20 protein-coding genes are annotated in these 22,595 nt (G+C 67.0%); 10 read left to right on the top strand and 10 right to left on the bottom strand.

Going from position 1 to position 22,595, the window contains the following annotated elements:
* Window positions 1–159 precede the first annotated feature (159 nt).
* From ACK5M9_RS09035 to ACK5M9_RS09005, 7 genes are all read left to right on the top strand, one after another.
* Window positions 160–1,380, top strand: coding sequence for an acyl-CoA dehydrogenase family protein (locus ACK5M9_RS09035; protein WP_416892854.1), 1,221 nt, complete (start codon window positions 160–162; stop codon window positions 1,378–1,380).
* Window positions 1,373–2,239 carry a tyrosine-protein phosphatase gene (locus ACK5M9_RS09030; protein ID WP_416892821.1) on the top strand — a complete coding sequence of 289 codons (867 nt, stop codon included), beginning with the start codon at window positions 1,373–1,375 and terminating at the stop codon, window positions 2,237–2,239. The genes ACK5M9_RS09035 and ACK5M9_RS09030 overlap by 8 nt, the downstream gene beginning before the upstream one ends.
* Before the next feature lie 104 nt (window positions 2,240–2,343).
* A complete protein-coding gene (locus ACK5M9_RS09025; RefSeq protein ID WP_416892820.1) occupies window positions 2,344–2,622 on the top strand; it encodes a PE domain-containing protein in 279 nt (92 codons plus the stop codon).
* Window positions 2,619–3,401 carry a PE-PPE domain-containing protein gene (locus ACK5M9_RS09020; RefSeq protein ID WP_416892853.1) on the top strand — a complete coding sequence of 261 codons (783 nt, stop codon included), beginning with the start codon at window positions 2,619–2,621 and terminating at the stop codon, window positions 3,399–3,401. Before ACK5M9_RS09025 ends, ACK5M9_RS09020 begins: the two co-directional genes overlap by 4 nt.
* 57 nt (window positions 3,402–3,458) lie before the next feature.
* A complete protein-coding gene (locus tag ACK5M9_RS09015) occupies window positions 3,459–3,992 on the top strand; it encodes a hypothetical protein (RefSeq protein WP_416892819.1) in 534 nt (177 codons plus the stop codon).
* Between the two features lie 166 nt (window positions 3,993–4,158).
* Window positions 4,159–5,994: a PE-PPE domain-containing protein gene (locus tag ACK5M9_RS09010; protein WP_416892818.1), complete on the top strand. Its 1,836-nt coding sequence runs from the start codon at window positions 4,159–4,161 to the stop codon at window positions 5,992–5,994.
* 35 nt (window positions 5,995–6,029) lie between these two features.
* A complete protein-coding gene (locus ACK5M9_RS09005; RefSeq protein WP_416892817.1) occupies window positions 6,030–7,835 on the top strand; it encodes a PE-PPE domain-containing protein in 1,806 nt (601 codons plus the stop codon).
* Window positions 7,836–8,027: 192 nt separating this feature from the next.
* Here ACK5M9_RS09005 and ACK5M9_RS09000 read toward each other — a convergent pair whose 3' ends face one another.
* From ACK5M9_RS09000 to ACK5M9_RS08980, 5 genes are all read right to left on the bottom strand, one after another.
* Window positions 8,028–8,996, bottom strand: coding sequence for an NADPH:quinone oxidoreductase family protein (locus tag ACK5M9_RS09000; protein WP_416892816.1), 969 nt, complete (start codon window positions 8,994–8,996; stop codon window positions 8,028–8,030).
* A gap of 78 nt (window positions 8,997–9,074) precedes the next feature.
* Window positions 9,075–9,935: an SDR family NAD(P)-dependent oxidoreductase gene (locus ACK5M9_RS08995; RefSeq protein WP_416892815.1), complete on the bottom strand. Its 861-nt coding sequence runs from the start codon at window positions 9,933–9,935 to the stop codon at window positions 9,075–9,077.
* Window positions 9,936–10,025: 90 nt separating this feature from the next.
* Window positions 10,026–11,459: an aldehyde dehydrogenase family protein gene (locus ACK5M9_RS08990; protein ID WP_416892814.1), complete on the bottom strand. Its 1,434-nt coding sequence runs from the start codon at window positions 11,457–11,459 to the stop codon at window positions 10,026–10,028.
* A 184-nt stretch (window positions 11,460–11,643) separates the two neighbouring features.
* A complete protein-coding gene (locus ACK5M9_RS08985) occupies window positions 11,644–12,585 on the bottom strand; it encodes a class I SAM-dependent methyltransferase (RefSeq protein WP_416892813.1) in 942 nt (313 codons plus the stop codon).
* A 187-nt stretch (window positions 12,586–12,772) separates the two neighbouring features.
* Window positions 12,773–13,723 (bottom strand): pirin family protein, encoded by a 951-nt coding sequence (locus ACK5M9_RS08980; RefSeq protein WP_416892812.1) that lies wholly within the window; start codon window positions 13,721–13,723, stop codon window positions 12,773–12,775.
* 256 nt (window positions 13,724–13,979) lie between these two features.
* Between ACK5M9_RS08980 and ACK5M9_RS08975 the strand changes: the two genes are divergently transcribed.
* Window positions 13,980–15,413 (top strand): chloride channel protein, encoded by a 1,434-nt coding sequence (locus tag ACK5M9_RS08975; protein ID WP_416892811.1) that lies wholly within the window; start codon window positions 13,980–13,982, stop codon window positions 15,411–15,413.
* A gap of 76 nt (window positions 15,414–15,489) precedes the next feature.
* Here the strand turns inward: ACK5M9_RS08975 and ACK5M9_RS08970 are convergent, their stop codons facing one another.
* Window positions 15,490–16,515: an NAD-dependent epimerase/dehydratase family protein gene (locus ACK5M9_RS08970; protein WP_416892810.1), complete on the bottom strand. Its 1,026-nt coding sequence runs from the start codon at window positions 16,513–16,515 to the stop codon at window positions 15,490–15,492.
* Window positions 16,512–17,018, bottom strand: coding sequence for a nuclear transport factor 2 family protein (locus ACK5M9_RS08965; RefSeq protein ID WP_416892809.1), 507 nt, complete (start codon window positions 17,016–17,018; stop codon window positions 16,512–16,514). The genes ACK5M9_RS08970 and ACK5M9_RS08965 overlap by 4 nt, the downstream gene beginning before the upstream one ends.
* Window positions 17,019–17,105: 87 nt before the next feature.
* Between ACK5M9_RS08965 and msrA the strand changes: the two genes are divergently transcribed.
* Complete coding sequence (msrA, locus tag ACK5M9_RS08960; RefSeq protein ID WP_416892808.1) at window positions 17,106–17,621, top strand: peptide-methionine (S)-S-oxide reductase MsrA; 516 nt, start codon at window positions 17,106–17,108, stop codon at window positions 17,619–17,621.
* A gap of 457 nt (window positions 17,622–18,078) precedes the next feature.
* On the opposite strand, the gene ACK5M9_RS08955 is transcribed toward msrA, so the two are convergent.
* Window positions 18,079–19,416: a cytochrome P450 gene (locus tag ACK5M9_RS08955; protein ID WP_416892852.1), complete on the bottom strand. Its 1,338-nt coding sequence runs from the start codon at window positions 19,414–19,416 to the stop codon at window positions 18,079–18,081.
* A gap of 190 nt (window positions 19,417–19,606) precedes the next feature.
* Here ACK5M9_RS08955 and ACK5M9_RS08950 point away from each other — a divergent pair, with 190 nt between their 5' ends.
* The gene (locus ACK5M9_RS08950) at window positions 19,607–20,230 is read left to right on the top strand and encodes a TetR/AcrR family transcriptional regulator (RefSeq protein ID WP_416892807.1); all 624 of its coding nucleotides are present in this window, start codon (window positions 19,607–19,609) and stop codon (window positions 20,228–20,230) included.
* 102 nt (window positions 20,231–20,332) lie between these two features.
* On the opposite strand, the gene ACK5M9_RS08945 is transcribed toward ACK5M9_RS08950, so the two are convergent.
* Together ACK5M9_RS08945 and ACK5M9_RS08940 are read right to left on the bottom strand one after the other, a co-directional pair.
* Window positions 20,333–21,229, bottom strand: coding sequence for an alpha/beta fold hydrolase (locus ACK5M9_RS08945; protein ID WP_416892806.1), 897 nt, complete (start codon window positions 21,227–21,229; stop codon window positions 20,333–20,335).
* A 193-nt stretch (window positions 21,230–21,422) separates the two neighbouring features.
* Window positions 21,423–22,550 (bottom strand): fatty acid desaturase family protein, encoded by a 1,128-nt coding sequence (locus ACK5M9_RS08940; RefSeq protein ID WP_416892805.1) that lies wholly within the window; start codon window positions 22,548–22,550, stop codon window positions 21,423–21,425.
* Window positions 22,551–22,595: the final 45 nt, after the last annotated feature.

Genomic DNA, 22,595 nt, shown 5'->3' with positions numbered 1-22,595 from the left:
TCTGCACTTTCCGGTGTCCTCGGGGTGCACCGCATTCTGATTGCTCAGACACCCTACGGGACTGCCGGGTCGAGTGAAAAACACGGCAATCACAGCGAACACCGGCAGCCGCACCGGTTGTCCGCCGCGTGTCCTATCGTGGCGAACATGGACTTCGCAATGTCCGCCAAAGCCGGCGACTACCACCAGAAACTGTCCGACTTCATGACCGAGCACGTCTTCCCGGCCGAGGCAGCCTACGAGCAGTATCGCAACGAGGCCGGCCCGAACGATTTCACCGTTCCCCCCGTCGTCGAAGAGCTCAAGGTCAAGGCGAAGGAACGCGGCCTGTGGAACCTGTTCCTGCCCGCCGAATCCGGGTTGACCAACCTGGAGTACGCGCCGCTGGCCGAGCTCACCGGCTGGAGCCTGGAGCTCGCCCCCGAAGCACTCAACTGCGCCGCACCCGACACCGGCAACATGGAGACCCTGCACCTGTTCGCCACCGAGCAGCAGCGCAAGGACTGGCTGCGGCCGCTACTCGACGGTGAGATCCGCAGCGCTTTCTCCATGACCGAGCCCGCGGTGGCCAGCAGCGACGCCCGCAACATCCAGACGTCGATCGTGCGCGACGGCAGCGACTATGTGATCAACGGCCGCAAGTGGTGGACCTCGGGTGCGGCGGACCCGCGCTGCAAAATCCTCATCGTGATGGGCCGCACCAATCCGGAAGCGGCCAGCCACCAGCAGCAGTCGATGATCCTGGTGCCAATGAACACCCCGGGGGTCGACGTGGTGCGCTCCACCGGGGTGTTCGGCTGGCAGGACCAGCACGGCCACTGCGAGATCGTCTACGACAACGTTCGGGTGCCCGCGACCAACCTGCTCGGCGAGGAGGGCTCAGGTTTCGCGATCGCCCAGGCCCGGCTGGGGCCCGGCCGCATCCACCACTGCATGCGGGCCCTCGGCGGGGCCGAACGCGCGCTGGCTCTCATGGCCGACCGGGCCCGCAACCGGATCGCCTTCGGCCGACCGCTGGCCGAACAGGGCCTGGTCCAGCAGGCGATCGCCACGTCCCGCAACGAGATCGACCAGGCCAGGCTGCTCTGCGAGAAGGCCGCCTGGACCATCGACCAGCACGGCAACAAGGCCGCCCACCTGCTGGTCTCGCAGATCAAGGCGGTGGCCCCGCGGGTGGCCTGCGACGTCATCGACCGCGCCATCCAGGTGCACGGTGCCGCGGGCGTCTGCGACGACACCCCGCTGGCCCGGCTCTACGGCTGGCACCGGGCGATGCGCATCTTCGACGGCCCCGATGAGGTGCACATGCGCACCATCGCGCGCTCCGAGCTCGGCAGGGAGCAGTCCGCGCTGGCCGCGGCGGTCACCAACCGTGACTGAGGGTTTCCGGGAGCTGCCGGGAGCCTGGAACTTTCGCGACGTCGCCGACGCCACGGCCGGGCTGCGGCCGGGCCGGTTGTTCCGGTCCAGCGATCTCAGCGGCCTCGACGACGGCGGTCGCGCGGCACTGCGTCGGCTGGGCATCACCGATGTCATCGACCTGCGGGCGGCCAGAGAGGTCGCCCGGCGCGGCCCGGGGGCGGTGCCCGACGGCGTCGAGGTGCACCTGCTGCCGTTGCCGGACCTTGGCGACGAGACGACGGACGCCGGGCCCGGGACCGGAGCTGGAACCGATGCGGTGACCGACGAAGAGGCGCCGCACGAGACCGCGTTCAAGCGGCTGCTGACCGAAAGCGGATCCGAGGAGTCCGACGAGGCGATCGAGGCGAACACCGTCCGCTACATGACCGAGGAGTACCGCGAATTCCCCACCCGCAACGGTGCGCAGCGCGCGGTGCTTCAGACATTCAGCCTGCTGGCTTCCGGACGGTCGGTGCTCACCCACTGTTTCGCCGGCAAGGACCGCACCGGCTTCGTGGTGGCCACCGTGCTGGAGGCCATCGGGGTGGACCGCGACGCCATCCTCGCCGACTACCTGCGCAGCAACGCCGCCGCACCGCAGTTGCGGGAACGGATCACCGACATGATCGCTCAGCGCCCCGACGTCGGCCTGACGCCGGAGGTGGTCACCTTCACCAAGGCGCGGCTGTCCGACGGGGTTCTGGGGGTGCGCCGCGAGTACCTGGAATCGGCGTGGCATGCTATCGACGATTCGTTCGGTTCACTGGACGGCTACCTGCGGGATTCGGGGGTGACCGACAGCCTCGTTGCTAGGCTGCGGCAGGCACTGCGAGGCTGAGACACCACGGCCCGCTACCACACACCACACGCATTGACCACCGCCGAACAAAACAGAGCAGGAAGCCCCCTCAACCATAGTCTTTTCTCACCACCCAGCCGTAGTTGATTACCGCCGCCGCGGCGAACGTCGCCGGCCTGCACACCGCGCTGGCCGAGGCCAACGCGACCGCCCTGGGCCGGACGACCGGCGTGGTGGCCGCCGCCGCCGACAAGGTGTCGGCCGCCGCCGCGTTCACCGGCCCACTGGCCGCAGCCACACCACTCGAATCGCTGATCAACCAGATCCAGGCGTTCTTCATCCCTCCACCACCAGCTCCTACACCGAGAACATCGTCGACTCGGTCACCCCGTACCTCGACCAGGAGTACGCGGTGCCGATGATCATGAGCCCCAGCGGCATCTCGGTGCCGGACGCTAAATACATGGGCAATGCCCGGAACTGGATGGACGCGGGATACGTCTTCGACCCGGCGAATCCCGCGAACTTCCCGCTGAGCACCAACGAGGGGCTGTACCCGATCACCGCTGTCAAAGACCTGGAGCTGACCCCGTCGATCAACCGCGGACTCCAGGAGCTCTACAACGGACTCTTCGGCCCCTACGGCACGATCACCCAGGGTACGGCGACCACGGTGTTCGGTTACTCCCAGAGTTCCATGCTGTCGTCGCTGCTGATGCAGCAGCTGATGGCTTCCGGCTCACCGAACACCGACCTGCTCAGCTTCAGCCTGGTGGGCAACGAGATGAACCCGAACGGGGGGATGCTGTCGCGGTTCCCCGGCCTCAACCTCGCAGCGCTGGGCATCGACTTCTACGGCGCCACCCCGGCGGGCTCCGGCTACCCCGTCTACAACTACGCCCTGGAGTACGACGGCTTCGTCGATTTTCCGCGGTACCCGCTCAATGTCCTGTCGGATCTGAACGCGTTCATGGGGATCGCGTTCGTACACACCACCCACATGGACTACGACCCGAACAACCTGCCGCCCGGCTACAGCCTGGTCGAGATGCCGATATCACCGGAAAGCGAAGCCAACTACCCGGGCCTGAACAATTACGACGTGATCACCTACGGCCAGCTGCCGCTGCTCACCCCGTTGCGCTGGCTGCCGGTGATCGGCGACCCTCTCGCGGATCTGGTCCAGCCGAACCTGCGCTAGTTCGTCAACCTCGGCTACGGCGACCCCAACTACGGCTACTCGACCAGCTACGCCGACGTGCCCACACCGTTCGGTATTGCCCCGCCGATCCCGCCGAACTTCCTGGGTGACCAGGTGATCCTGGCCAACGAGGGCTGGAACGATTTCGTCGGCGACATGAGCGGAATCCCCCCGGCGATGAGCCAGGACATCTCCAACCTGGTCAGTGGGGGTGGAGGGGTCGGCGGTACACCGACCTTCACCTTGCCGCCGGCCGACGAGTTCACCCTCGACAACTTCATCGACGGGTTCCAGGCCGCGAACGACCGCTTCACCTACGCGGTGTCTGCGTCGGCGTCGGATGCCTACGCCGTGCTGCTGCCCACCGCAGACATCGCCAACGCCATGGTGACCACGCTGCCGTCCTACTCGCTGAACCTGTTCCTCGACGGTATCCAGCAATTCGCCGACGGGGACCCGAACGGTTTGATAAACGCGGTCGGCAATCCGATTGTCGCCTCTACCGGGCTGATTACGCTGGCCGGCGGCCTAGAGGCCTTGTCGGTTATCCTGGCTGTCGGCTCGATCGCCGACAACTTCACCGGCGGCTGATAATAGCCCCGCGGGTTGCCATCGCTCTTGGCCGCAGTCAATTTTGTGATCCAGCGCACGCCGCGGTCGGCCGTGATCTACTATCACTCGTGTTGGGTATCACCGGTACCCCACCCCGTCATTTGGCCACCCCCGATGTACGCCGGACTGTGAAGGAATCCCGCCCATGTCGTTTCTCACCACCCAGCCGCAGTTGATCACCGCCGCCGCGGCGAACGTGGCCGGCCTGCACACCGCGCTGGCCGAGGCCAACGCGACGGCTCTGGGCCCGACGACCGGCGTGGTGGCCGCCGCCGCCGACGAGGTGTCGGCCGCCGCCGCCGAACTCTTCGAGACCTTCGGGCTGGAATACCAGCAGCTAGCCAGCCAGGCCACTGCCTTCCACAGCCAGTTCCAGCAGGCCCTGTCCACGGCCGGCATCGCCTACACTCAAGCTGAGGTTGCCGGCGCCGCCGCCTTCACCGGCCCACTGGCCGCAGCCACACCACTCGAATCGCTGATCAACCAAATCCAGGCGTTCTTCATCCCCACCACCAGCTCCTACACCGAGAACATCGTCGATGAGGTCACCCCGTGGCCGGGCAACAACTTCGAAATCCCCAGCATTCTGACCGGCAGCGGCACCTCGACACCGTCGGACAGCTACATGACCAAGGCCCGCGCCTACATGAACGCTGGGTTCGACAGTCTGGTGACCAACGGTTTTGCCAACAACCCGGTGAGCACCAACGAGGGGCTGTACCCGTTCACGGCGATCAAAGACCTGATGCTCACCCCGTCGGTGGATCGCGGCCTCCAAGAACTCTACAACGCCGTCTTCGGGCCCTACGGGACGCTCTCGATCGACGATGCAACCGGCGAGATTTCCGGTCGTCCCACCTCGCTGTTCGGCTACTCCCAAAGTTCCATAATGCACTCGCTATTCATGCAACAGCTCACAGACTCGGGTGTGGTTCCGAATCCGGACCTGCTCAGCTTCACCCTGATCGGTAATGAGATGAACCCCAACGGGGGCCTGCTGTCGCGGTTCCCCGGCCTCAATGTCGCCGCGCTGGGCATTGACTTCTACGGTGCGACCCCGGTGGACTCCGGCTACCCCGTATACAACTACACCCTGGAGTACGACGGGTTCGCCGACTTCCCGCGATACCCGCTCAACATCCTGTCCGACGTGAACGCGTTCATGGGGATCGCATTCGTACACGGCACCTACCTGGACTACGACCCGAACAACCTGCCGCCCGGTTACAACCTGGTCGAGCTACCGATCTCACCGGAAACCGAGGCCAACTACCCGGGCCTGAACAACTACTACATGATCACCCACGATGAGCTGCCGCTGCTGACCCCGCTGCGCTGGCTACCGGTAATCGGCGACCCCATCGCGGATCTGGTCCAGCCGAACCTGCGCTACTTCGTCAACCTCGGCTACGGCGACCCCAACTACGGCTACTCGACCAGCTACGCCGACGTGCCGACCCCGTTCGAGCTGTTCCCGCCGATCCCGCCGAACTTCCTGGGCGACCAGGTCACCCTGGCCAACGAAGGCTGGAACGACTTCACCAGCGACGTCAGCGCCATCATCCCGTCGATGAGCCAGGACATCTCCAACCTGTCCGGCGGCGGGGGGGGCGGAGGTACCCCGACATTCACCTTCCCGCCAGCCAGTGAGTTCACCCTGGCCAACATGATCGACAACTTCCAAGCCGCCAACGACCGCATCACCTATGGAGTCTCGGCGACGGCCTCGGGTTTCTACGCCGTACTACTGCCCGCGGCCGACATTACCAACGCCCTGGCCACCACGCTGCCGTCCTACTCGCTGAACCTGTTCCTCGATGGAATTCAGGACTTCGCCGGCGGCGACCCGAACGGGCTGATCAACGCAGTCGGCGACCCACTTGCCGTCACTGCAGCCATGCTGACAATGGGCGGCGGACTTGAGGCACTCGCCGTTCTCGACGCCGTCACAGCGATACCCGGTAACTTCAGCGCCAACTAAGGCCCGGTGAGGAGAGATCCCACCAACACCCACCCATGTCGTTTCTCGCCGTCCAACCGCAGGTGATGGCGGTCGCTGCGGAAAACTTGGCCGGGATCCACACGGCCCTGGCCGAGGCCAACGCGACCGCTCTGGGCCCCACGTCCGCCGTGGCTGCGGCTGCGGCGGACGAGGTGTCGGCGGCTGCGGCCGAACTCTTCGAGACCTTCGGCGCCGAATACCAGCGGGTGCTCGGTCAGGCTGAGGCCTTCCACGGCCAGTTCCAGCAGACCCTGGTCGCAGCCAGCACCGCCTACAGCCACGCCGAGGCGGCTGGTGCCGCAACGTTTTCTGCCCCGTTGGCAGCGGCCTCACCAATCGAATCACTGATCAAACAGATCCAGGCGTTCTTCATCCCGTCCACCACCAGCTCCTACACCGAGAACATCGTCGAAAGGGTCACCCCGTACCCCGGCGGGCCGTACGAGGTAGCGATGATCATGAGCGGCAGCGGCACCTCGACACCGTCGAACAGCTACATGAACAAGGCTCGCACCTGGATGAACGCGGCCTACACCATAACCGGCGCCAACTATCCGCTGAGCACCAACGAGGGGCTGTACCCGATCAGCGGGGTCAAGGATCTGATGCTCTCGCCGTCGGTGGAGCGCGGCGTCCAGGAGCTCTACAACGGACTGTTCGGGCCCTACGGGACGGTCGTCAACGGCCATCCCACGTCGGTGCTCGGCGCCTCGCAGAGTGCCGTCATCTCCTCGATCCTGATGCAGCAGCTCACGGCGTCGGGCGTCTTCTACGGCGCGGACAATCTGAGCTTCACCCTGGCCGGCAACGAGCTGGCCCCCAACGGCGGGTTTCTGTCGCGCTTCCCCGGCCTCAACATCGCCGCGCTGGGTGTGGACTTCTACGGCGCCACCCCGGCGGACTCCGGCTACCCCGTCTACAACTACACCCTGCAATACGACGGGTTCGCCTCCTTCCCGCAGTACCCGCTCAACATCCTGTCCGACATCAACGCCGTCATGGGTGTCGCGTTCGTGCACCCCAATTACGGGGATTACCAGCCGGACAACCTGCCACCCGGCTACAACCTGGTGGAGCTGCCGATCTCGCCGGAAACCGAGGCCGCCTACCCCGACCTGAACAACTACTACATGCTCACCACACCGGAGCTGCCGCTGCTGATCCCGCTGCGCTGGCTACCGGTAATCGGCGACCCCATCGCGGATCTGATCGAGCCGAACCTGCGCTACTTCGTCAACCTCGGCTACGGCGACCCCAACTACGGCTACTCGACCGGCTACGCCGACGTGCCGACGCCGTTCGAGCTGTTCCCGCCGATCCCGCCGAACTTCCTGGGCGACCAGGTGATCCTGGCCAACGAGGGCTGGAACGACTTCACCAGCGACCTGCGCACCATCGTCCCGGCGATGAGCCAGGACATTTCCGAGCTGGGCGACGCCAGCACGGGCGCCGGCGCCGCGCCGTCATTCACGCTGCCCCCGGCGAACGAGTCCACCGCCGAAAGCCTCATCGACCGCTTCCAGACGGCGAACCGCAACCTCACCTACGCGGTCTCGGCGTCGGCGTCGGACGTCTACGCCGCGCTGCTGCCCACCGCGGACATCACCAACGCCATGGTGACCACGCTGCCGTCGTACTCGCTGAACCTGTTCCTCGAAGGAGTCCAGGACTTCGCCGCCGGTGATCCGAACGGGTTGATCAATGCGGTCGGCAAGCCGATCGCCGCCTCCACCGGCATCTTGACCATGGCCGGCGGCATCGAGATCGCAGTACTCCTCGACGCCGCGTCTTCGATATACGACAACTTCACCGGCGGCTGACCGCAGCCGGGGGGCTGGCCTCCGGCCGCAGGTCGCCAGCCGCCGCCCCGCCGCCCCGCCGCCCCGCCTGCTCGCGAGCGTAACGCCACGGCGAAATCCGGAGCGTGAAATCGCAGCTCCGTTACGCTCGCGAACGATTCGTGGCCGCCGGCCGCCGGCCGCCGGGCCCCGGGGCCCAGGCCCCCAACCGGGCTACGGCTCCAGCACAACCTTGCCCAGCACGCCGCCGTCCTCCAGGCTCTGCAATGCGGCCCGTGCTTCGGACAACGGGTACCGCTGCGGCGGCGGCGGTTTCAGGCCAAGCGTAACCAGTTGGTTCAGGCCCGAGGAAAACAGGGCGACCGAGCCGGGAACGGTGTTGAGGTATTCGCCCCAGGCAACCCCGAGCACCCCGATATTGCGCAGCAACAGCCGGTTGACGCTCAGGGTGGGAATGCGGCCGGTGGCGAAGCCGACCACCAGGAGTTTGCCGTCGATAGCCAGTGCCCGGACGGCGTCGTCGAACGCCCGACCCCCGATCGGGTCGACGACAATATCGACTCCGGCGCCGTGGGTGTGCTCAAGGGCCCGCTCCACCCACCCTTCGGCCAGGTGCAGCACGTGGTCGGCGCCCAGCGCCTTCACATAGCTGGCCGCGGCCTCGCGGTGAGTGACGCCGATCAGCGTGCTCGCACCCATCGCCTTGGCGATCTGGACGGCGGCTGTCCCCACCCCACCCGCAGCACCGAGCACCAGCACCGTCTGCCCGGGACGCATCGCCGCGCGCCGGGACAGCGCAAAATACATGGTGTTGTAGTTGACCAGCAGTGACACCGCTTCGGCGTCGTCGAGCTCCTCTGGGCTGCGAATCACGTTGGCCACCGGAACCGCAACCTGTTCTGCGTAGCAGCCGAGTACCCCGAATGCGGAAACCCGTTCCCCGACCCGGAAACCCGAATCCTCCGGGGCCGAGTGCACCACGCCCGCGGTCTCCATGCCGGGCACGAACGGCGGCGGCAGCTTCAGCTGGTATTTGCCCTTGGTCAGCAGAAGGTCCGGAAAGCAGACCCCGGTGGCGCGAACGTCGATGACAATGTTGCCGGCCTTGGCGCGCACGTCGGCGACGTCGGTGTAGACGATCCCGGACGGCCCGGAAAGCTCCTCGACGACAGCGGCTTTCATCGACGGAAGGCGACTTTCATATGCGGCCCCGGGCTTTCATCAAGGCAGGAAGGGTTGACAGAGGCAGACGTTCAGCCCCTACAGCTTGAAGCCGGCCTTCTTCGTAGCCGACAAGTCGGTGATCTCACTCCAGCGGTCCGCCACATCCGCCACGGTGGGGGGCGTATCGAAGTTGGCGCCCTCGTTCTGGAACAACGCAACCCGTTGCACCTTGCCGCCGCCGACGACGAATACCGATGCGGTGTCGGGGCATTCCTCGGCGCACAGGTAGGCCACCACCGGTGCGACGAAGTCCGGCGTGAGCTTGGCCAGCACCTCCGGCGGCATGAGGTCCTCGGTCATCCGGGTGGCGGCGATCGGGGCGACGGCGTTGGCGTGGATGCTGTACTTGGCTCCTTCCAGTGCCAGAGTGTTGATCAGGCCCACCAGGCCAAGTTTCGCCGCGCCGTAGTTGGTCTGACCGAAGTTGCCGAACAACCCACTGGTCGAGGTGGCCACGACCACCCTGCCGTAACTCTGCTCGCGGAAGTGCGGCCAGGCGGCGCGGATGACGTTGTAGCCGCCGTACAGGTGCACCTTGAGCACCGCATCCCAGTTCTCGTTCGTCATCTTGTGGAAGGTGCCGTCGCGCAGAATGCCAGCGTTGCTGACGACCCCGTGCACGGCACCGAACTCGTCCAGCGCGGTCTTGATGATGCCCGCCGCGCCCTCTGGTTCGGCGACGCTGTCGTAGTTGGCGACCGCGCGGCCCCCACCGTCACGAATCTCGGCGACCACCTGGTCGGCCATCGCTGAACCCGCGCCAGTGCCGTCACGGGCGCCGCCGAGGTCATTGACGACGACGCAGGCTCCTTCCCGGGCGAGGGTGAGGGCGTAGTCCCGGCCCAAGCCCCCACCGGCTCCGGTGACGACGACGACACGATCCTGCACTCCGGGCATCGGGTTCCTCTCTTGTGGTTGAGCGACACGGAGCCATCAGGGCTCCGCCCCGGCACCGGTCGGAGCCGGCGCCGGGCGAACGGTCCCGGGCTAGAACAGCTTGCGAGCCAGCTTCAGAGCCCGTTCGGTGTAGGGCGGGTAGAGCATCGTGGAGAAATCGGGGCGCGTCGGCTTGGTCAGCACCGACTTGCGATGGCTGAATTCGTCGAATCCCCACTTGCCATGGTAGGCGCCCATGCCCGATGCCCCGACCCCACCGAACGGGAGCTTGGCCGTCGACACCTGGAATGCCAGGTGATTGATCAGCATGCCGCCCGCCGGCACCTCCTTGATGAACCGCTCCCGGGTATCACGCGACGTGGTGAACAGGTAAGCCGAAAGCGGCTTGGGCCGCGCATTGATGAAGTCGATGGCCTCGTCGAGACCTTTGACGGTGAGAACCGGCAGGATCGGACCGAATATCTCGTTCTGCATCACCGGGCTGTCCGGGTCCGCGTCGGTGACAACGGTCGGCTGGATGCGCAGGGTCGACGCGTCACGGTTGCCGCCCGCGACGACCCGGCCGGTCCCGCCGGCTTCCACCTCCGAAAGGTACCCGTCGAGCCGATCGAACTGCCGCTGGTTGACGATCCGCATCCCGGCCGGATTGTCCTGGGACCGGAACTTCGTCAGGGCCGCACCGATCTTGTCGACCAGCTCGTCGTGGATGCTCGCGTCGGCGAGCACATAGTCCGGTGCGACACAGGTCTGGCCGGCGTTGAGAATCTTCAGCCAGGCGATCCGCTTGGCCGCCACATTCAGGTCGGCATCGGCCGCCACCACCACCGGGCTCTTGCCGCCGAGTTCCAGCGTCACCGGCGTGAGGTGCGGTGCCGCGCCCTCGTACACCTTGCGGCCGATCTCGGTGCCGCCGGTGAACAACACCCGGTCCAGGCCCTGGGCGATCAGTTCCTGGCTCACCATGCCGTCGCCCTCGACCACCGCGACCGCGTCCGGATCCAGGTACTTGGGCACCAACTCGGCCATCAACCGCGACGACGACGGCGCAAGTTCGGACGGTTTGAGGATCACGGCGTTGCCGGCGGCCAACGCACCTACAGCCGGACCAAGCGTCAGGTAGAACGGATAGTTCCAAGCCCCGATGATCAACACCGTGCCGTAGGGTTCGTACTCCACCCATCCGCGGCCGGGCAGCTGCGGCAATTCCAGCAGGAGGTACTTGCGGCGCATCCACCTGCGCAGCTTCTTGGCGGCGTACTTCGCTTCGCTGTAGGTGGTGGCGACGTCGGCGATGAACGTCTCGGTGTCGTTGCGGTCCAGATCCTCTCTCAGCGCCGCTGCGATAATCGACTCGTTCTCCTCCATCAACCTCGCCAGCGCCAGCAGCTGTTCCCTACGCCACTCGTAACTGCGGGTGCGGCCGCTGCGAAAGGTTCTGCGCAGTCGGGCCACTGTGTCGGCGACGCCACTCATGTCGGCGGAAACGTGCGGCTGCGCGGACGCGGCCGGGGATCGGGTGGTCATCTTTGGCCTTCCTTGATCAGACTCAACCCCACTGTTCTGGCAACCGTCTACGGCCCATTCGCGCGGGGTTCATACCGCGATCCTAGCCTCCCCACTCGGGGGGACAACAGGTCTTCGGCTTGGCGGCCGAGGGGACGACCGTGAGTGGAACCACCGGTGGGCCCGCGGGCCCACAACCAACGCTCTAGCCGCGCACCGCCGTCACGAACTCGGAGAAGGCGTCCTCGTCGTCGGCCGACGGCGGCTCGACCATCCACCGGCCCAGGCGCTGCATCTCCTCCACCGAGCTCGCCGCGGTGGCGCGCCAGCCGTGCTGGTTCAGCCAGTCGGCGACGCGGGCCCGGTTTTCGTCGCGATACATCAGTTCGCCGATGTCGATCGTCTCTTCCAGGCCGATCTGTTCGGCAATCTTCAGGAACCGCTCGCGCATCTGCTGTCGGCGTTCCTCGGCGTGGGACGGCGCGGTCTCGGCCGCGACGCGACTGCCCGGCGGACTCAACTCGCCGACCTGGGCGAACAGCCGGTCTTGGGCCTCAGCCGGCAGGTACATTAGCAGGCCCTCGGCCAACCAGGCCGTCGGCACCGCCGGATCGAACCCCGCGGCGCGCAGCGCCGCCGGCCAGTCCTGGCGCAGGTCGACGGCGACGGCGCGGCGGTCGGATTTCGGAGTGACACCGTGGCCGGCCAACGTCGTCGACTTGTAGTCCAGGACCTGGGGCTGGTCTATCTCGAAGACCCTGGTGCCGGACGGCCAGTCCAGCCGGTAGGCCCGCGAGTCCAGGCCCGAGGCCAGGATGACGACCTGACGGATCCCTGCGGCGGTGGCGTCGGCGAAGTAGGTGTCGAAGAAGTTCGTTCGAACCGCCTGGTAGCCGCGCATCTGCCGGATCATCGCCGCCGCCTCGGGGTCCACGCTTTCCACCTTGTCCACGATGGACGGGTCGAGCATGGCCTCCCACATCACGTCGGCGTTGGCGTCGTCGACCAGAATCTTGGCGTAGGGATCGCGGATCAACGCGTCGGGCTGTTCGGTTTCGACGGCTCGCGCGGCGGCCACCATGACCGCTGTGGTTCCGACGCTGGTCCGGATGTCCCAGGTGTCGTCGTGGCTACGCAGTGTGCTCATCGCAGGCTCCTTCGAGGCCGATGTGTCTGGAGGGCCGGTCAACTGCATCGCGACGACGTCGCCGTGGCGAGCGCACGGAGACCAACTGTGACCCGGCCATGCTACCGAATAGATTAGCTAATCTATACGCTTTGTGGGTCAGGTCACCGAGTTCCGCACGGCATCGCCACAACAGCCGTCTTGCACCCTACGCAAGCTCCGGACCCAGCTGGATGCCGCCGAACCTACCCGCCTGGTAGTCGGCGAGCGCCTGGATCACCTCGGCCTTGGTGTTCATCACGAAGGGCCCGTAGTGGAACACCGGTTCGCGGATCGGTTGCCCGCCCAGCAGCAGGATCTCCAATGGCCGCGCGCGGATCGAGCGGGCGCTCGCGACGACACGGTCCCCCGGCCCCAGCACCGCCAGCCGGCCATGTTCCACCGGGTGCCCCGCCGGACCGACAGCGCCCTCCCCTGACAGCACATAGACGAGCGCGTTGAAGTCCCGGCGCCACGGAATGTCGAGCCTCGCACCGCTTTCGACGGTCGCGTGGGCCAGCGTGATCGGCGTATGGGTGATTCCCGGCCCCCGGTGACCGTCGATCTCTCCGGCGATGACGCGAATCAGCGCACCTCCGTCGCCGGAGGCCAGCAGGGTGGCGTCGCCGCCGTCGATCGCCTGATAACGGGGCGGAGCGAACTTGTCTCGCCGCGGCAGGTTCACCCACAGCTGGATACCGTGGAACAGCCCGCCGGTCCTGACCAGCTCCGCCGGCGGTGTCTCGATGTGCAGGATGCCCGCCCCGGCCGTCATCCACTGGGTCGCCCCGTCGGTGATCAGCCCGCCGCCACCGTGGGAGTCCCGATGTGCGAACGCTCCGTCGATCATGTAGGTCACGGTTTCGAAGCCGCGATGGGGATGCCAGTCGGTGCCGCGGGGCTCCCCCGGTGCGTATTCCAGCTCCCCTATCTGGTCCATGTGCACAAACGGGTCCAGCGCGGCGGTGGCGACCCCGGCGAAGGCGCGGACCACCGGGAAACCCAGTCCCTCGTAGCCTCGCGGGCCGGTGGTGACCGAGCGGACGGGACGCTGAGAGTCGCCGGGCGCCGACGGTGCCACCCGGGGCAATGCGAGCGTGTCTGCGGTGATGGCGGGCATGTCTACCTCCTGGGAATATGGCTACCCTAGATACCCGGACTTAAGTCCGTTTATTCCCGACGGTCCGGGGCCCAGCGCCCGCACGGCCCGCTTGCCCCCGCCGCTGCCGCTGCCCGCTGGGCCCGGGCCCCGGCCCCGGCCCCGGCCCCCAGGCCCCAGGCCCCAGCCTCCGGGCCCCAGCGCCCAGCCCTCGGGCCTCGGCCCCCGGCCCCCGGCCCAACCCCCGGCAACCGCTGCGCTGATAGCGTTTGCGAGCATGCCGAAGCACCCGCACTGGGCATCGCACGTCGCCGCCGGCGGCCACTTCGGAGCCTCCATCCGAAATGCCGGCTACCTGCAGAAGTGGCTCCTGCTGGGTGCCGCGATCGGCGTCATCGCCGGACTGGGCGCCGTGGTGTTCTACCTGGCGATCAAATACACCGGCGCATTCCTGCTCGGTCACCTCGCCGACTACCACGTCCCCACCCCAGCTGGCGAGGGAGGCAGCCACGGATCAGCCGGGTTCCCGCGCGCGTGGACCATTCCGCTGATCACCACCGGTGGAGCGCTGCTGTCGGCGCTGATTGTCACCAAGTTCGCCCCGGAAGCCACCGGCCACGGGACCGACGAGGCCATCGAGGCAACCCACACCGACCCCCGCGCGATCCGCGGGCGCGCGGTGCTGGTCAAGATGATCGCCAGCGCCCTGACCATCGGTTCGGGCGGTTCGGCCGGCCGGGAAGGCCCCACCGCCCAGATCTCGGCCGGCTTCAGTTCACTGCTCACCCGCAGGCTCAACCTGTCCGACGAGGACGGCCGCATCGCGGTGGCGCTCGGGATCGGCGCGGGCATCGGAGCCATCTTCGCCGCACCACTGGGCGGCGCCGCGCTGACCGCGTCGATCGGCTACCGGGACGACTTCGACTACAACGCCCTGCTACCCGGCTTCATCGCCTCGGGAACGGCATACGCGGTGCTCGGCTCCTTCCTCGGTTTCGACCCGCTCTTCGGCTACATCGACGCCGAGTACCGCTTCGAGCGCGCCGCCCCGCTGCTGTGGTTCGTGGTGATCGGGCTGGCCGCCACCGCAATCGGCTACCTCTACGCCCAGACCTTTCACAAGGCGGTCGAGCTGACACACCGGCTGCCGGGCAGCCCAATTCTCAAACCCGCACTCGGCGGCCTGATGGTGGGCCTGATGGCGCTGGCGATCCCGCAGATCTTGAGCAGCGGCTACGGCTGGGCGCAGCTGGCCGCCGATCGCACCGCGCTGATGGCGATTCCGCTGTGGATCGTCATCGTCCTGCCGGTCGCCAAGATCCTGGCGACCTCGCTGTCCATCGGCAGCGGAGGATCCGGCGGCCTGTTCGGACCCGGAATCGTGATCGGCGCCTTCGTCGGCGCCGCCATCTGGCGGCTGGGTGAGTTGAGCGGCCTGCCGGGCGTGCCGCACGATCCGGGGATCTTCGTCGTCGTCGCGATGATGACGTGCTTCGGCAGCGTCGCCCGCGCCCCGCTGGCCGTCATGCTCATGGTCGCCGAGATGACCGGATCTTTCTCGGTGGTGCCGGGCGCGATTCTCTCCGTGGGTATCGCATCGCTGCTGATGTCGCGCACCAACGTCACCATCTACGAATCGCAGCGGCTCAACCGGCAGACCGCCGAAGCCGACCGCGCCGGCCGGGGTGCGCAGCAGGCGGGCGGGTGCTGAAACGGACTCGGGGAACGTCCTGCATCAGATCCCCGCGCTCACCCCGCCGCCCGACGCCCCCGCCCCGGCAGGCAGCCTATTCGCCCCGGCCCGCGCTTCCGCCCGCGCGCATGGCCGCCCAGAACCGGGCGGCTTCGCGGATCGACTCTTCGACCGGCCGGGGCCGCCAGCCCAACTCGCGGACCGCCCTGCCGTGGTCGACGTGGGCTTCGGCCCGCATCATCCGCACCGATGTCAGGCTGAGCTCGGCGTCCCTGCCGGTCACCTTGGCCCGCAGCGTTCCCAGCGCACCCAGGGCGTAGAGCGCCGGCACCGGGATCGACCGTTTCGGCGGCACCACCCCGGCTTCGTCGGCGGCGATGCGAACCACGTCGGTCAACGCGATCATGCGTTCGGAGATCACATACTTCGCGCCGTTGCTGCCGCGCTGCGCGGCCAGGATCATCGCCCGGGCCGCGTCGTCGACCCCGACGGCCTCGAGTTCGATCCCCGGCATCAGGAAGGGCAACTTGCCGAAGACCGCGCCCGCGATGAACGCGCCGTGCGGGGTGCGGCCCCAGTCGCCGGCGCCATAGGTCGTCGAGACGCACATGGCCACCGTCGGCACCCCGCGGTCGGCGGCATAGCCCAGGACCAGATCCTCGGCCTGCACCCGGGACCGCACGTAGGCACTGACCCGCCGCTGCGGACCGATCCGGTCGGATTCGTCGGACACCCGCCCGCGCCGACGGTCCACCGTCGCATAGGTGCTGGTGAAGACGAACCTGCGCAGGCCCGCGTCCTTGGCCACCTCGAGGACGTTGCGCACGCCCTCGACGTTGGTGCGGAACAGCGGTGCCGGGTCCCGCAGCCAGGCGCGGGTGTCGACCACGCAGTAGTAGACGTCGTCGCAGCCGTCCATTGCCGCGGCGACGGTGGCCGTGTCGAACACGTCGCCGTGGAACCGGGTGAGCGGCAAGCCGTCAATGCTGCGCGTGTTGGCCGCCGGGCGCACCATCGCGCGAACCTGGTGGCCGTCTTCGACGAGCAGGCGGGTGACATGCGAACCCAGGAAGCCGTTGGCTCCGATGACGAGTTTCGGTTTCGCGCCCCGCGGACTCATCGGCGACCGCCGTTCTCCCGCAGCCAGCGGGCGGCATCCTCATCGAGGGTTCCCAGGTGTTGCGCCCGACGGCACCACTTCAGGGCCGCCCGCATGAAGCGCAGCGGGTTGTAGATGTCCTCTTGGCGGCACCACAGTCCGTCGCCGGCGTAGGTGATGATCGAGATGTTGGTCGCGCTGATCACGCTGCCGTCGCCGGGATCGCGCATCGGGTTGTCCAACTCCATGATCACCCGCCCGGTGGGCTCATCGATCACCGACCACAATGCCGGGAAGGCCACCATGTGGCTGCCGGGAAAACTCGTCATCGTCCGTCTGATCCAGGCGCGTACCTCATCGCGACCGCGCATGGTGCCCGCCGCGTGCTCGATGTACTCGACATCGGGGGTGTAGTGCTGCACCCAGGCGTCCCAATCGTGGGTTCGGGCCGCATCCCCGACGGTCCGCTCGAACCGCTCGAACGCCGAGGTCAGTTCGCTCCGGGGGAATTTTGGCCCGCTCACCAGCCGTTACACCTCACGGGCGGAGTGTAGCCTGGTGGCCCGGTCCCGGGGTTGGGGTCGGGTCCCAGGCCGGTAAGGAGGACGCAGATGACAACGACACAGCGAGCGGTCCTTGCCGGTGGGTGCTTCTGGGGGATGCAGGATCTGATCCGCAAACAGCCGGGCGTGCTCTCCACCCGAGTCGGCTACAGCGGTGGCAACGTCCCCAATGCGACCTATCGCAACCACGGCACGCACGCCGAAGCCGTCGAAATCATCTTCGATCCCGCCGTCGCCGACTACCGGGCACTGCTGGAGTTCTTTTTCCAGATCCACGATCCGACAACCAAGGACCGCCAGGGCAACGACTGCGGCCCCAGCTACCGCTCGGCGATCTTCTACGCCGACGCCGCCCAGCAGCGAATCGCCTTGGACACCATCGCCGACGTCGAAGCGTCCGGCCTGTGGCCGGGCAAGGTAGTCACCGAGGTCAGTCCGGTCGGCGATTTCTGGGAGGCCGAACCCGAGCATCAGGATTACCTGCTGCGCTACCCGCACGGCTACACCTGCCACTTCGTCCGGCCCGGGTGGGCGTTGCCCAGCCGCGCGACTTCGGAAAAGTAGGTCGGGCCGTCGGCGGCGTGTTGGTCGCGCCCCGTGGGGTGATGGCCTCGTCGAAAATATTCAGGCCACCGTGGCGAAGCCTTTCGGCAACGGCCGACCGATCCCCCGCGCCCGCAACGACCAGGAGCCGGTTCGGGTGGGGTCCTTGGGCGTGAACTCTGGGCTGTCGTAGTCGACTGTGAAGACAGGGCTTTCACTGTGAAGCCACGGCTTTCACTGTGAAGCCACGGCGGGAGATTCGCCCAGATCTCGCCCTGGCTTCACAGTCAACGCCAACGATTCACAGTCAACGCCAACGATTCACAGTCGACGCTCTGGGCGCACCATCGACGCCACACGCTCACGGTCAACGCCACCGGCAACGCACGCGCAGTGTCCAACCGTCGAAACTGGCACTGCCGCGATCCGCCGGTGCCGCCGGTGCCGGCGCTCAGGCGCTCCCGCGACCCGGCGAAAATCAGCGACGTCGGTGCACGACGATCCGGCCGCCGTCCTTCGGCGCGAACGCGACGCCGCGGTTGTGCGACCGTTCGGCGGGCGCATCGGTGGTTTCCACCTCGAAGACGCGCAGCACCGTACGTAGAACCACATCCATCTCCATGTTGGCGAACGCCGAACCCACGCAACGCCGGGTACCTCCGCCGAACGGAATCCACGCGAACGCCGCCGGCTTGGAGCCCAGGAACCGCTGCGGATCGAACCGGCCGGGGTCGGGGAAGAACTCCGGATTGCCGTGGATCTGCGAGATGCTGGTGACGATCGAATAACCCTGGGGGATATCCCATTCGCCGAGTTCGAACACCGGAGTGTAGACATGCCGTCCGGTGAGGTCGATAACGTTGCTCGCCCGCTGGACTTCCATGATCGTGGCCTGGCGCAGCTCACTCCCACCGGAATCGGCTTCCGCCACCAGCCCCGCCAGCACTTCCGGGTGCCGGGTGACTCGCTCGAACGCCCACGCCAGGGTGGTTGCGGTGGTTTCGTGGCCGGCGGCCAGTAGCGCCAGCAGCTCGTCGCCAATGTCCTTGCGCGACATCACAGCGCCGTCTTCGTAGGTACTGCGCAGCATCAACGCGAGCACATCGGTGCGCTCCTCGAAGTTCGCGTCCGCCCGTTCGATCTCGATCAGCCGGTCGATGACGACGTCATACCGGCGTCGCCACGCCGCCAGTCGCCCCCAGGGGCTGTAGCGGCCGTAATTTCGTTTGGCAGTCGGCATGGGCGCCATCCTGGAACCCAACGTGACCCAGGGTGGGATCATCCGGCGCAGCTGGTCGAGCTCGGCGCCGTCAGCACCGAAGATCGCCCGCAGAATGGCATTGAGCGTGATCCGGTTCATCGTCGGCAGCGTGGGAATCGACTGCCGATCGGGCCAGCCCGCAGTCTCGCGCAGCGTCTCCTCTTCGATGATCGCCTCGTACTTCTTCATGGCTTTGCCGTGGAACGGGGGGGCAAGCAGTCGGCGCCGCCGCCGGTGGTCCTCGCCGTCGAGCCCGAACACAGATCCCGAGCCGAACAGCCGGCTCAAATTGGGCTGGATGTTGCCCAGGGCGTCGGGGCTCGCGCTGAACACCTGCTTGGACAGCTGGGGATCGCAGACGACCACAACGCTTCCGTACACCGGGAGGTCGACGCGAAAAACCTGGCCGTGCCGGCGCACCATCTGCTTCCAGAACCAGTGGCGGGCCAGCACGAACCCCATGCCCTGAAAGAACTTCGGCCCCGCAACGGCCGGGGGCAGGCGCAGAGCGGGGGCAGCGGGTGGTGGCGGGACTTCGGCGGTCACGTCGTCCATCGCGGTCCGCACACCGTCCTCCACCGTCTCGGCCCTCGCCGTGTCCGGACTCATGTCTTCACCTCTCCAAATCTGCCCGGCTTCCCGTGCCTGCCCCGCCATCCCCACGTGGTACGTCGCAGTACCACACACTCACCCTGTACGGTACTCTTTGGTACCAAACCTGACAAGCATCCGGAGGAGCCCACCGGTGACAGCACAGGCCCACCGCCCCGAGCTGACAGAGCCTGCGGCCGCTCATGGATTCCGGTTGCGTCTGCTGGACGGCCTCGCAGCCTCCATCGGCGAACGCGGCTACCGCGCCACCACCGTCGCCGACATCGTGCGCCACGCCCGCACCTCCAAACGCACCTTCTACAGCCAGTTTTCCAGCAAGGAGCACTCTTTCGAGGAGTTGCTGCGGGTGGAGGTCCAGCTGATGGCCGGCGACATCCGCGCCGCGGTCGACCCCACGGCGGACTGGCGCCAGCAGATCCGCCAAGCGGTCGAGAGCTATGCCGGCCATATCGAAGCACGCACCGCGGTCACCCTCAGCTGGATCCGCGAATTCGCCTACCTGGGCGAACATGCACGCCCCGTGCAACGCCAGGGACTGGAATTGCTGACGGACCTGTTGATCGAACTCAGCGGCAGCCCGGGATTCCAGCGCGCAAACGTGCCACCGCTGACACCCCCGCTGGCGATGATTCTGGTGGGGGGCCTGCGCGAACTCGTCGCCATCGCCGTCGAGGACGGCACGTCTCCCCGGGAGATCATCGAACCGGCCGTGGACGCGGCGATCGCACTGCTGGGGCCCCGCGTTCCAGGGCAGTAGCGCGGAGCCGGCGGCTCAGCGAAACTCCGCGCGGTTCGCCGAAACTCCGCGCGGCTCGGCCAATGCCCGCGCCGCACGGGGGAGCGAGACAGCCCGGCGGCGTCACCGAAGCAGGAACGCCCGCAACCGGTCCAGCACCAGTTCGGGCCGCTGATCCACGATCCAATGCCCGACACCGGGCACCAGCTCGACCTTGAAGTCGCTGATGTGCTCCTCGTACCCGTCAGTGGCGCCGGCGGTCATCACCGGATCGTCGATACCGGTCAGCCACCGGACCGGCACGTCCACCCGCCCCCCCGGCTTGTCCGAGCCATACTCGCCGCGCACCCAGCTGAGCATTTCCCGCAGCTGAAAAGTGCGGTACCAGCGAGAGCCCGCCTCCGCGTGCCCGGGCAGATTCATACAGTCGCTGTACATCGCGACATCGTCGGCCGGCGGTGTGTACCCGCCTCCGACCCAGGACATGAGGAACCGGACGAACCTGGAGTTGGGTTCGCCGATGATCCGCGGCCCGATGACCGGCAGCGCCAGCGGAATCTGATACCAGAACCGCCAGAGATTGATCAGCGACCCCACATCACGTTTGGCGAATGGCGCGGCGGTGTTGACCCCGAAGAATCCGGTGACTTTCTCGGGGTGGCGCAGCATCATGATGAACGCAACCGGCCCGCCCCAGTCGTGCGCGACCAGCTCGACCGTCGGCACCCCCAGATGGTCCAGGACACCGGCGAGATCGTCGGCCATATCGGTCTTGAGATAGCTCGACGCGGGCGCCGAACTCCAGCCCGCCCCCCGCAGATCGGGGCACAGCACCCGGAACCCGTCGGCAACCAGCGGGGGGATCAGTTTGTGCCACTCCCACCAGTTCTGCGGGAAGCCGTGCACCAGCATGACCGCCGGTCCGTCCGCCGGGCCGGCGTCGGCGACGTGGATGGTGACACCGGCACCGAGATCGACGTAACGGTGTTCGACACCGTCCAGGGCGGGCATTGCGACCATGGGTACCGAAGGTAGTACTACCGCAGGAACCGTTCGACCTAGGGCGCGAATCGCCTCCGAAAGTCGGTCGCACCCGGCCACCCGGCCACCCGGCACCCGGCCACCCCTCGCCCAACGTGCAACTGCTGCGGAAAAACGGCTGTTTTCCCGCAGCAGTTGCACGCTCGGCACTCCAGCCGAGTGAAGACACCCCCTATGCGGCGACCGGCAGGGCCTCCACCGCGCCACGACCGGTGCCCGCGGCCGCGTCCTGCCGCAGAGCCCGCTTGCGCGAGGCGGGGAGCGTCAGCCGGACGATCTTGCGGACCACGGTGCCGAACTGCCGCAGCAGCGGGCCCTTGTTGTAGGGAATTCCGTACCGTCCGCAGATCTCTTCGACCTCGGGTGCGATCTCGGCGTACCGGCGGGCCGGCATGTCGGGGAACAGATGGTGCTCGATCTGGTGTGACAGGTTGCCGGACATGATGTGGAAGAGCTCCCCGCCGGTCAGGTTCGCCGAACCGAGCACCTGGCGCAGATACCACTGGCCACGGGACTCGCCGGCTGCCTCCTCGACGGTGAACTCCTGGGTGCCGTCCGGGAAATGGCCGCAGAAGATGATCATGTACGACCAGACGTTGCGCATCAGGTTCGCAGTGAGATTGCCGGCGAACACGAACGGCGCGAACGGCCCGGCCAGCAGCGGGAAGGCCACATAGTCCTTGAGCGTCTGCCGGCGGGTCTTCTTCCACGTCTCCTTGAGCATCTCGCGCTTGTCGCGAAGCTTGATCTCGCCGGTGCGAATCCGCTCGGACTCCAGTTCGTGCAGCGCGACGCCATATTGGAAGAACACCATCAGCAGGAACGCATAGACGGGGTTGCCCAGGTAGTAGGGCTCCCACGGCTGGTCCTCGCTCATCCGGATGATGCCGTAGCCGATGTCGCGGTCCATGCCGACGATGTTGGTGTGGGTGTGGTGCAGATAGTTGTGCGAGTGCCGCCACTGGTCGGCTGGGCAGGCGGTGTCCCACTCGAAGTCGCGGCCGGAGATCGTCGGGTCGCGCATCCAGTCGTACTGGCCGTGCATGATGTTGTGGCCGATCTCCATGTTGTCCAGGATCTTGGCCGCACCCAGCATCGCGGTGCCGAACAGCCAGGCCGGCGGCAGGAACAGCAGTGCCCGCCCGCCCACTTCGAGTGCGCGCTGGGTCTTGATGACTTTGCGGATGTAGTCGGCGTCCTCCTGGCCCAGGTCCGCCAGTACGCGGTCCCTGATGGCGTCGAGTTCGCGGCCGAATGCGTCGGCCTGCTCTTTGCTGAGGGTGATCTCGTTGTGTGCCATGGTTTTTACTCCTTTGCGTGGGTGACTGTGAATTTCACGACGCGA

Origin of the sequence: Mycobacterium sp., assembly GCF_047975165.1 — a bacterium.
Classification (GTDB): Bacteria; Actinomycetota; Actinomycetes; order Mycobacteriales; family Mycobacteriaceae; genus Mycobacterium.
Note: the sequence above shows the minus strand (reverse complement) of the source record. Positions and strands in the feature narration are given on the sequence as shown.

Coding starts and splice junctions, on each gene's coding strand:
- ACK5M9_RS09035 (WP_416892854.1), top strand. CDS start 160: ATGTCCGCCAAAGCCGGCGACTACCACCAGAAACTGTCCGACTTCATG.
- ACK5M9_RS09020 (WP_416892853.1), top strand. CDS start 2,619: ATGATCATGAGCCCCAGCGGCATCTCGGTGCCGGACGCTAAATACATG.
- ACK5M9_RS09010 (WP_416892818.1), top strand. CDS start 4,159: ATGTCGTTTCTCACCACCCAGCCGCAGTTGATCACCGCCGCCGCGGCG.
- ACK5M9_RS09005 (WP_416892817.1), top strand. CDS start 6,030: ATGTCGTTTCTCGCCGTCCAACCGCAGGTGATGGCGGTCGCTGCGGAA.
- ACK5M9_RS09000 (WP_416892816.1), bottom strand. CDS start 8,996: ATGAAAGCCGCTGTCGTCGAGGAGCTTTCCGGGCCGTCCGGGATCGTC.
- ACK5M9_RS08995 (WP_416892815.1), bottom strand. CDS start 9,935: ATGCCCGGAGTGCAGGATCGTGTCGTCGTCGTCACCGGAGCCGGTGGG.
- ACK5M9_RS08990 (WP_416892814.1), bottom strand. CDS start 11,459: ATGACCACCCGATCCCCGGCCGCGTCCGCGCAGCCGCACGTTTCCGCC.
- ACK5M9_RS08985 (WP_416892813.1), bottom strand. CDS start 12,585: ATGAGCACACTGCGTAGCCACGACGACACCTGGGACATCCGGACCAGC.
- ACK5M9_RS08980 (WP_416892812.1), bottom strand. CDS start 13,723: ATGCCCGCCATCACCGCAGACACGCTCGCATTGCCCCGGGTGGCACCG.
- ACK5M9_RS08975 (WP_416892811.1), top strand. CDS start 13,980: ATGCCGAAGCACCCGCACTGGGCATCGCACGTCGCCGCCGGCGGCCAC.
- ACK5M9_RS08970 (WP_416892810.1), bottom strand. CDS start 16,515: ATGAGTCCGCGGGGCGCGAAACCGAAACTCGTCATCGGAGCCAACGGC.
- msrA (WP_416892808.1), top strand. CDS start 17,106: ATGACAACGACACAGCGAGCGGTCCTTGCCGGTGGGTGCTTCTGGGGG.
- ACK5M9_RS08955 (WP_416892852.1), bottom strand. CDS start 19,416: ATGGACGACGTGACCGCCGAAGTCCCGCCACCACCCGCTGCCCCCGCT.
- ACK5M9_RS08945 (WP_416892806.1), bottom strand. CDS start 21,229: ATGGTCGCAATGCCCGCCCTGGACGGTGTCGAACACCGTTACGTCGAT.
- ACK5M9_RS08940 (WP_416892805.1), bottom strand. CDS start 22,550: ATGGCACACAACGAGATCACCCTCAGCAAAGAGCAGGCCGACGCATTC.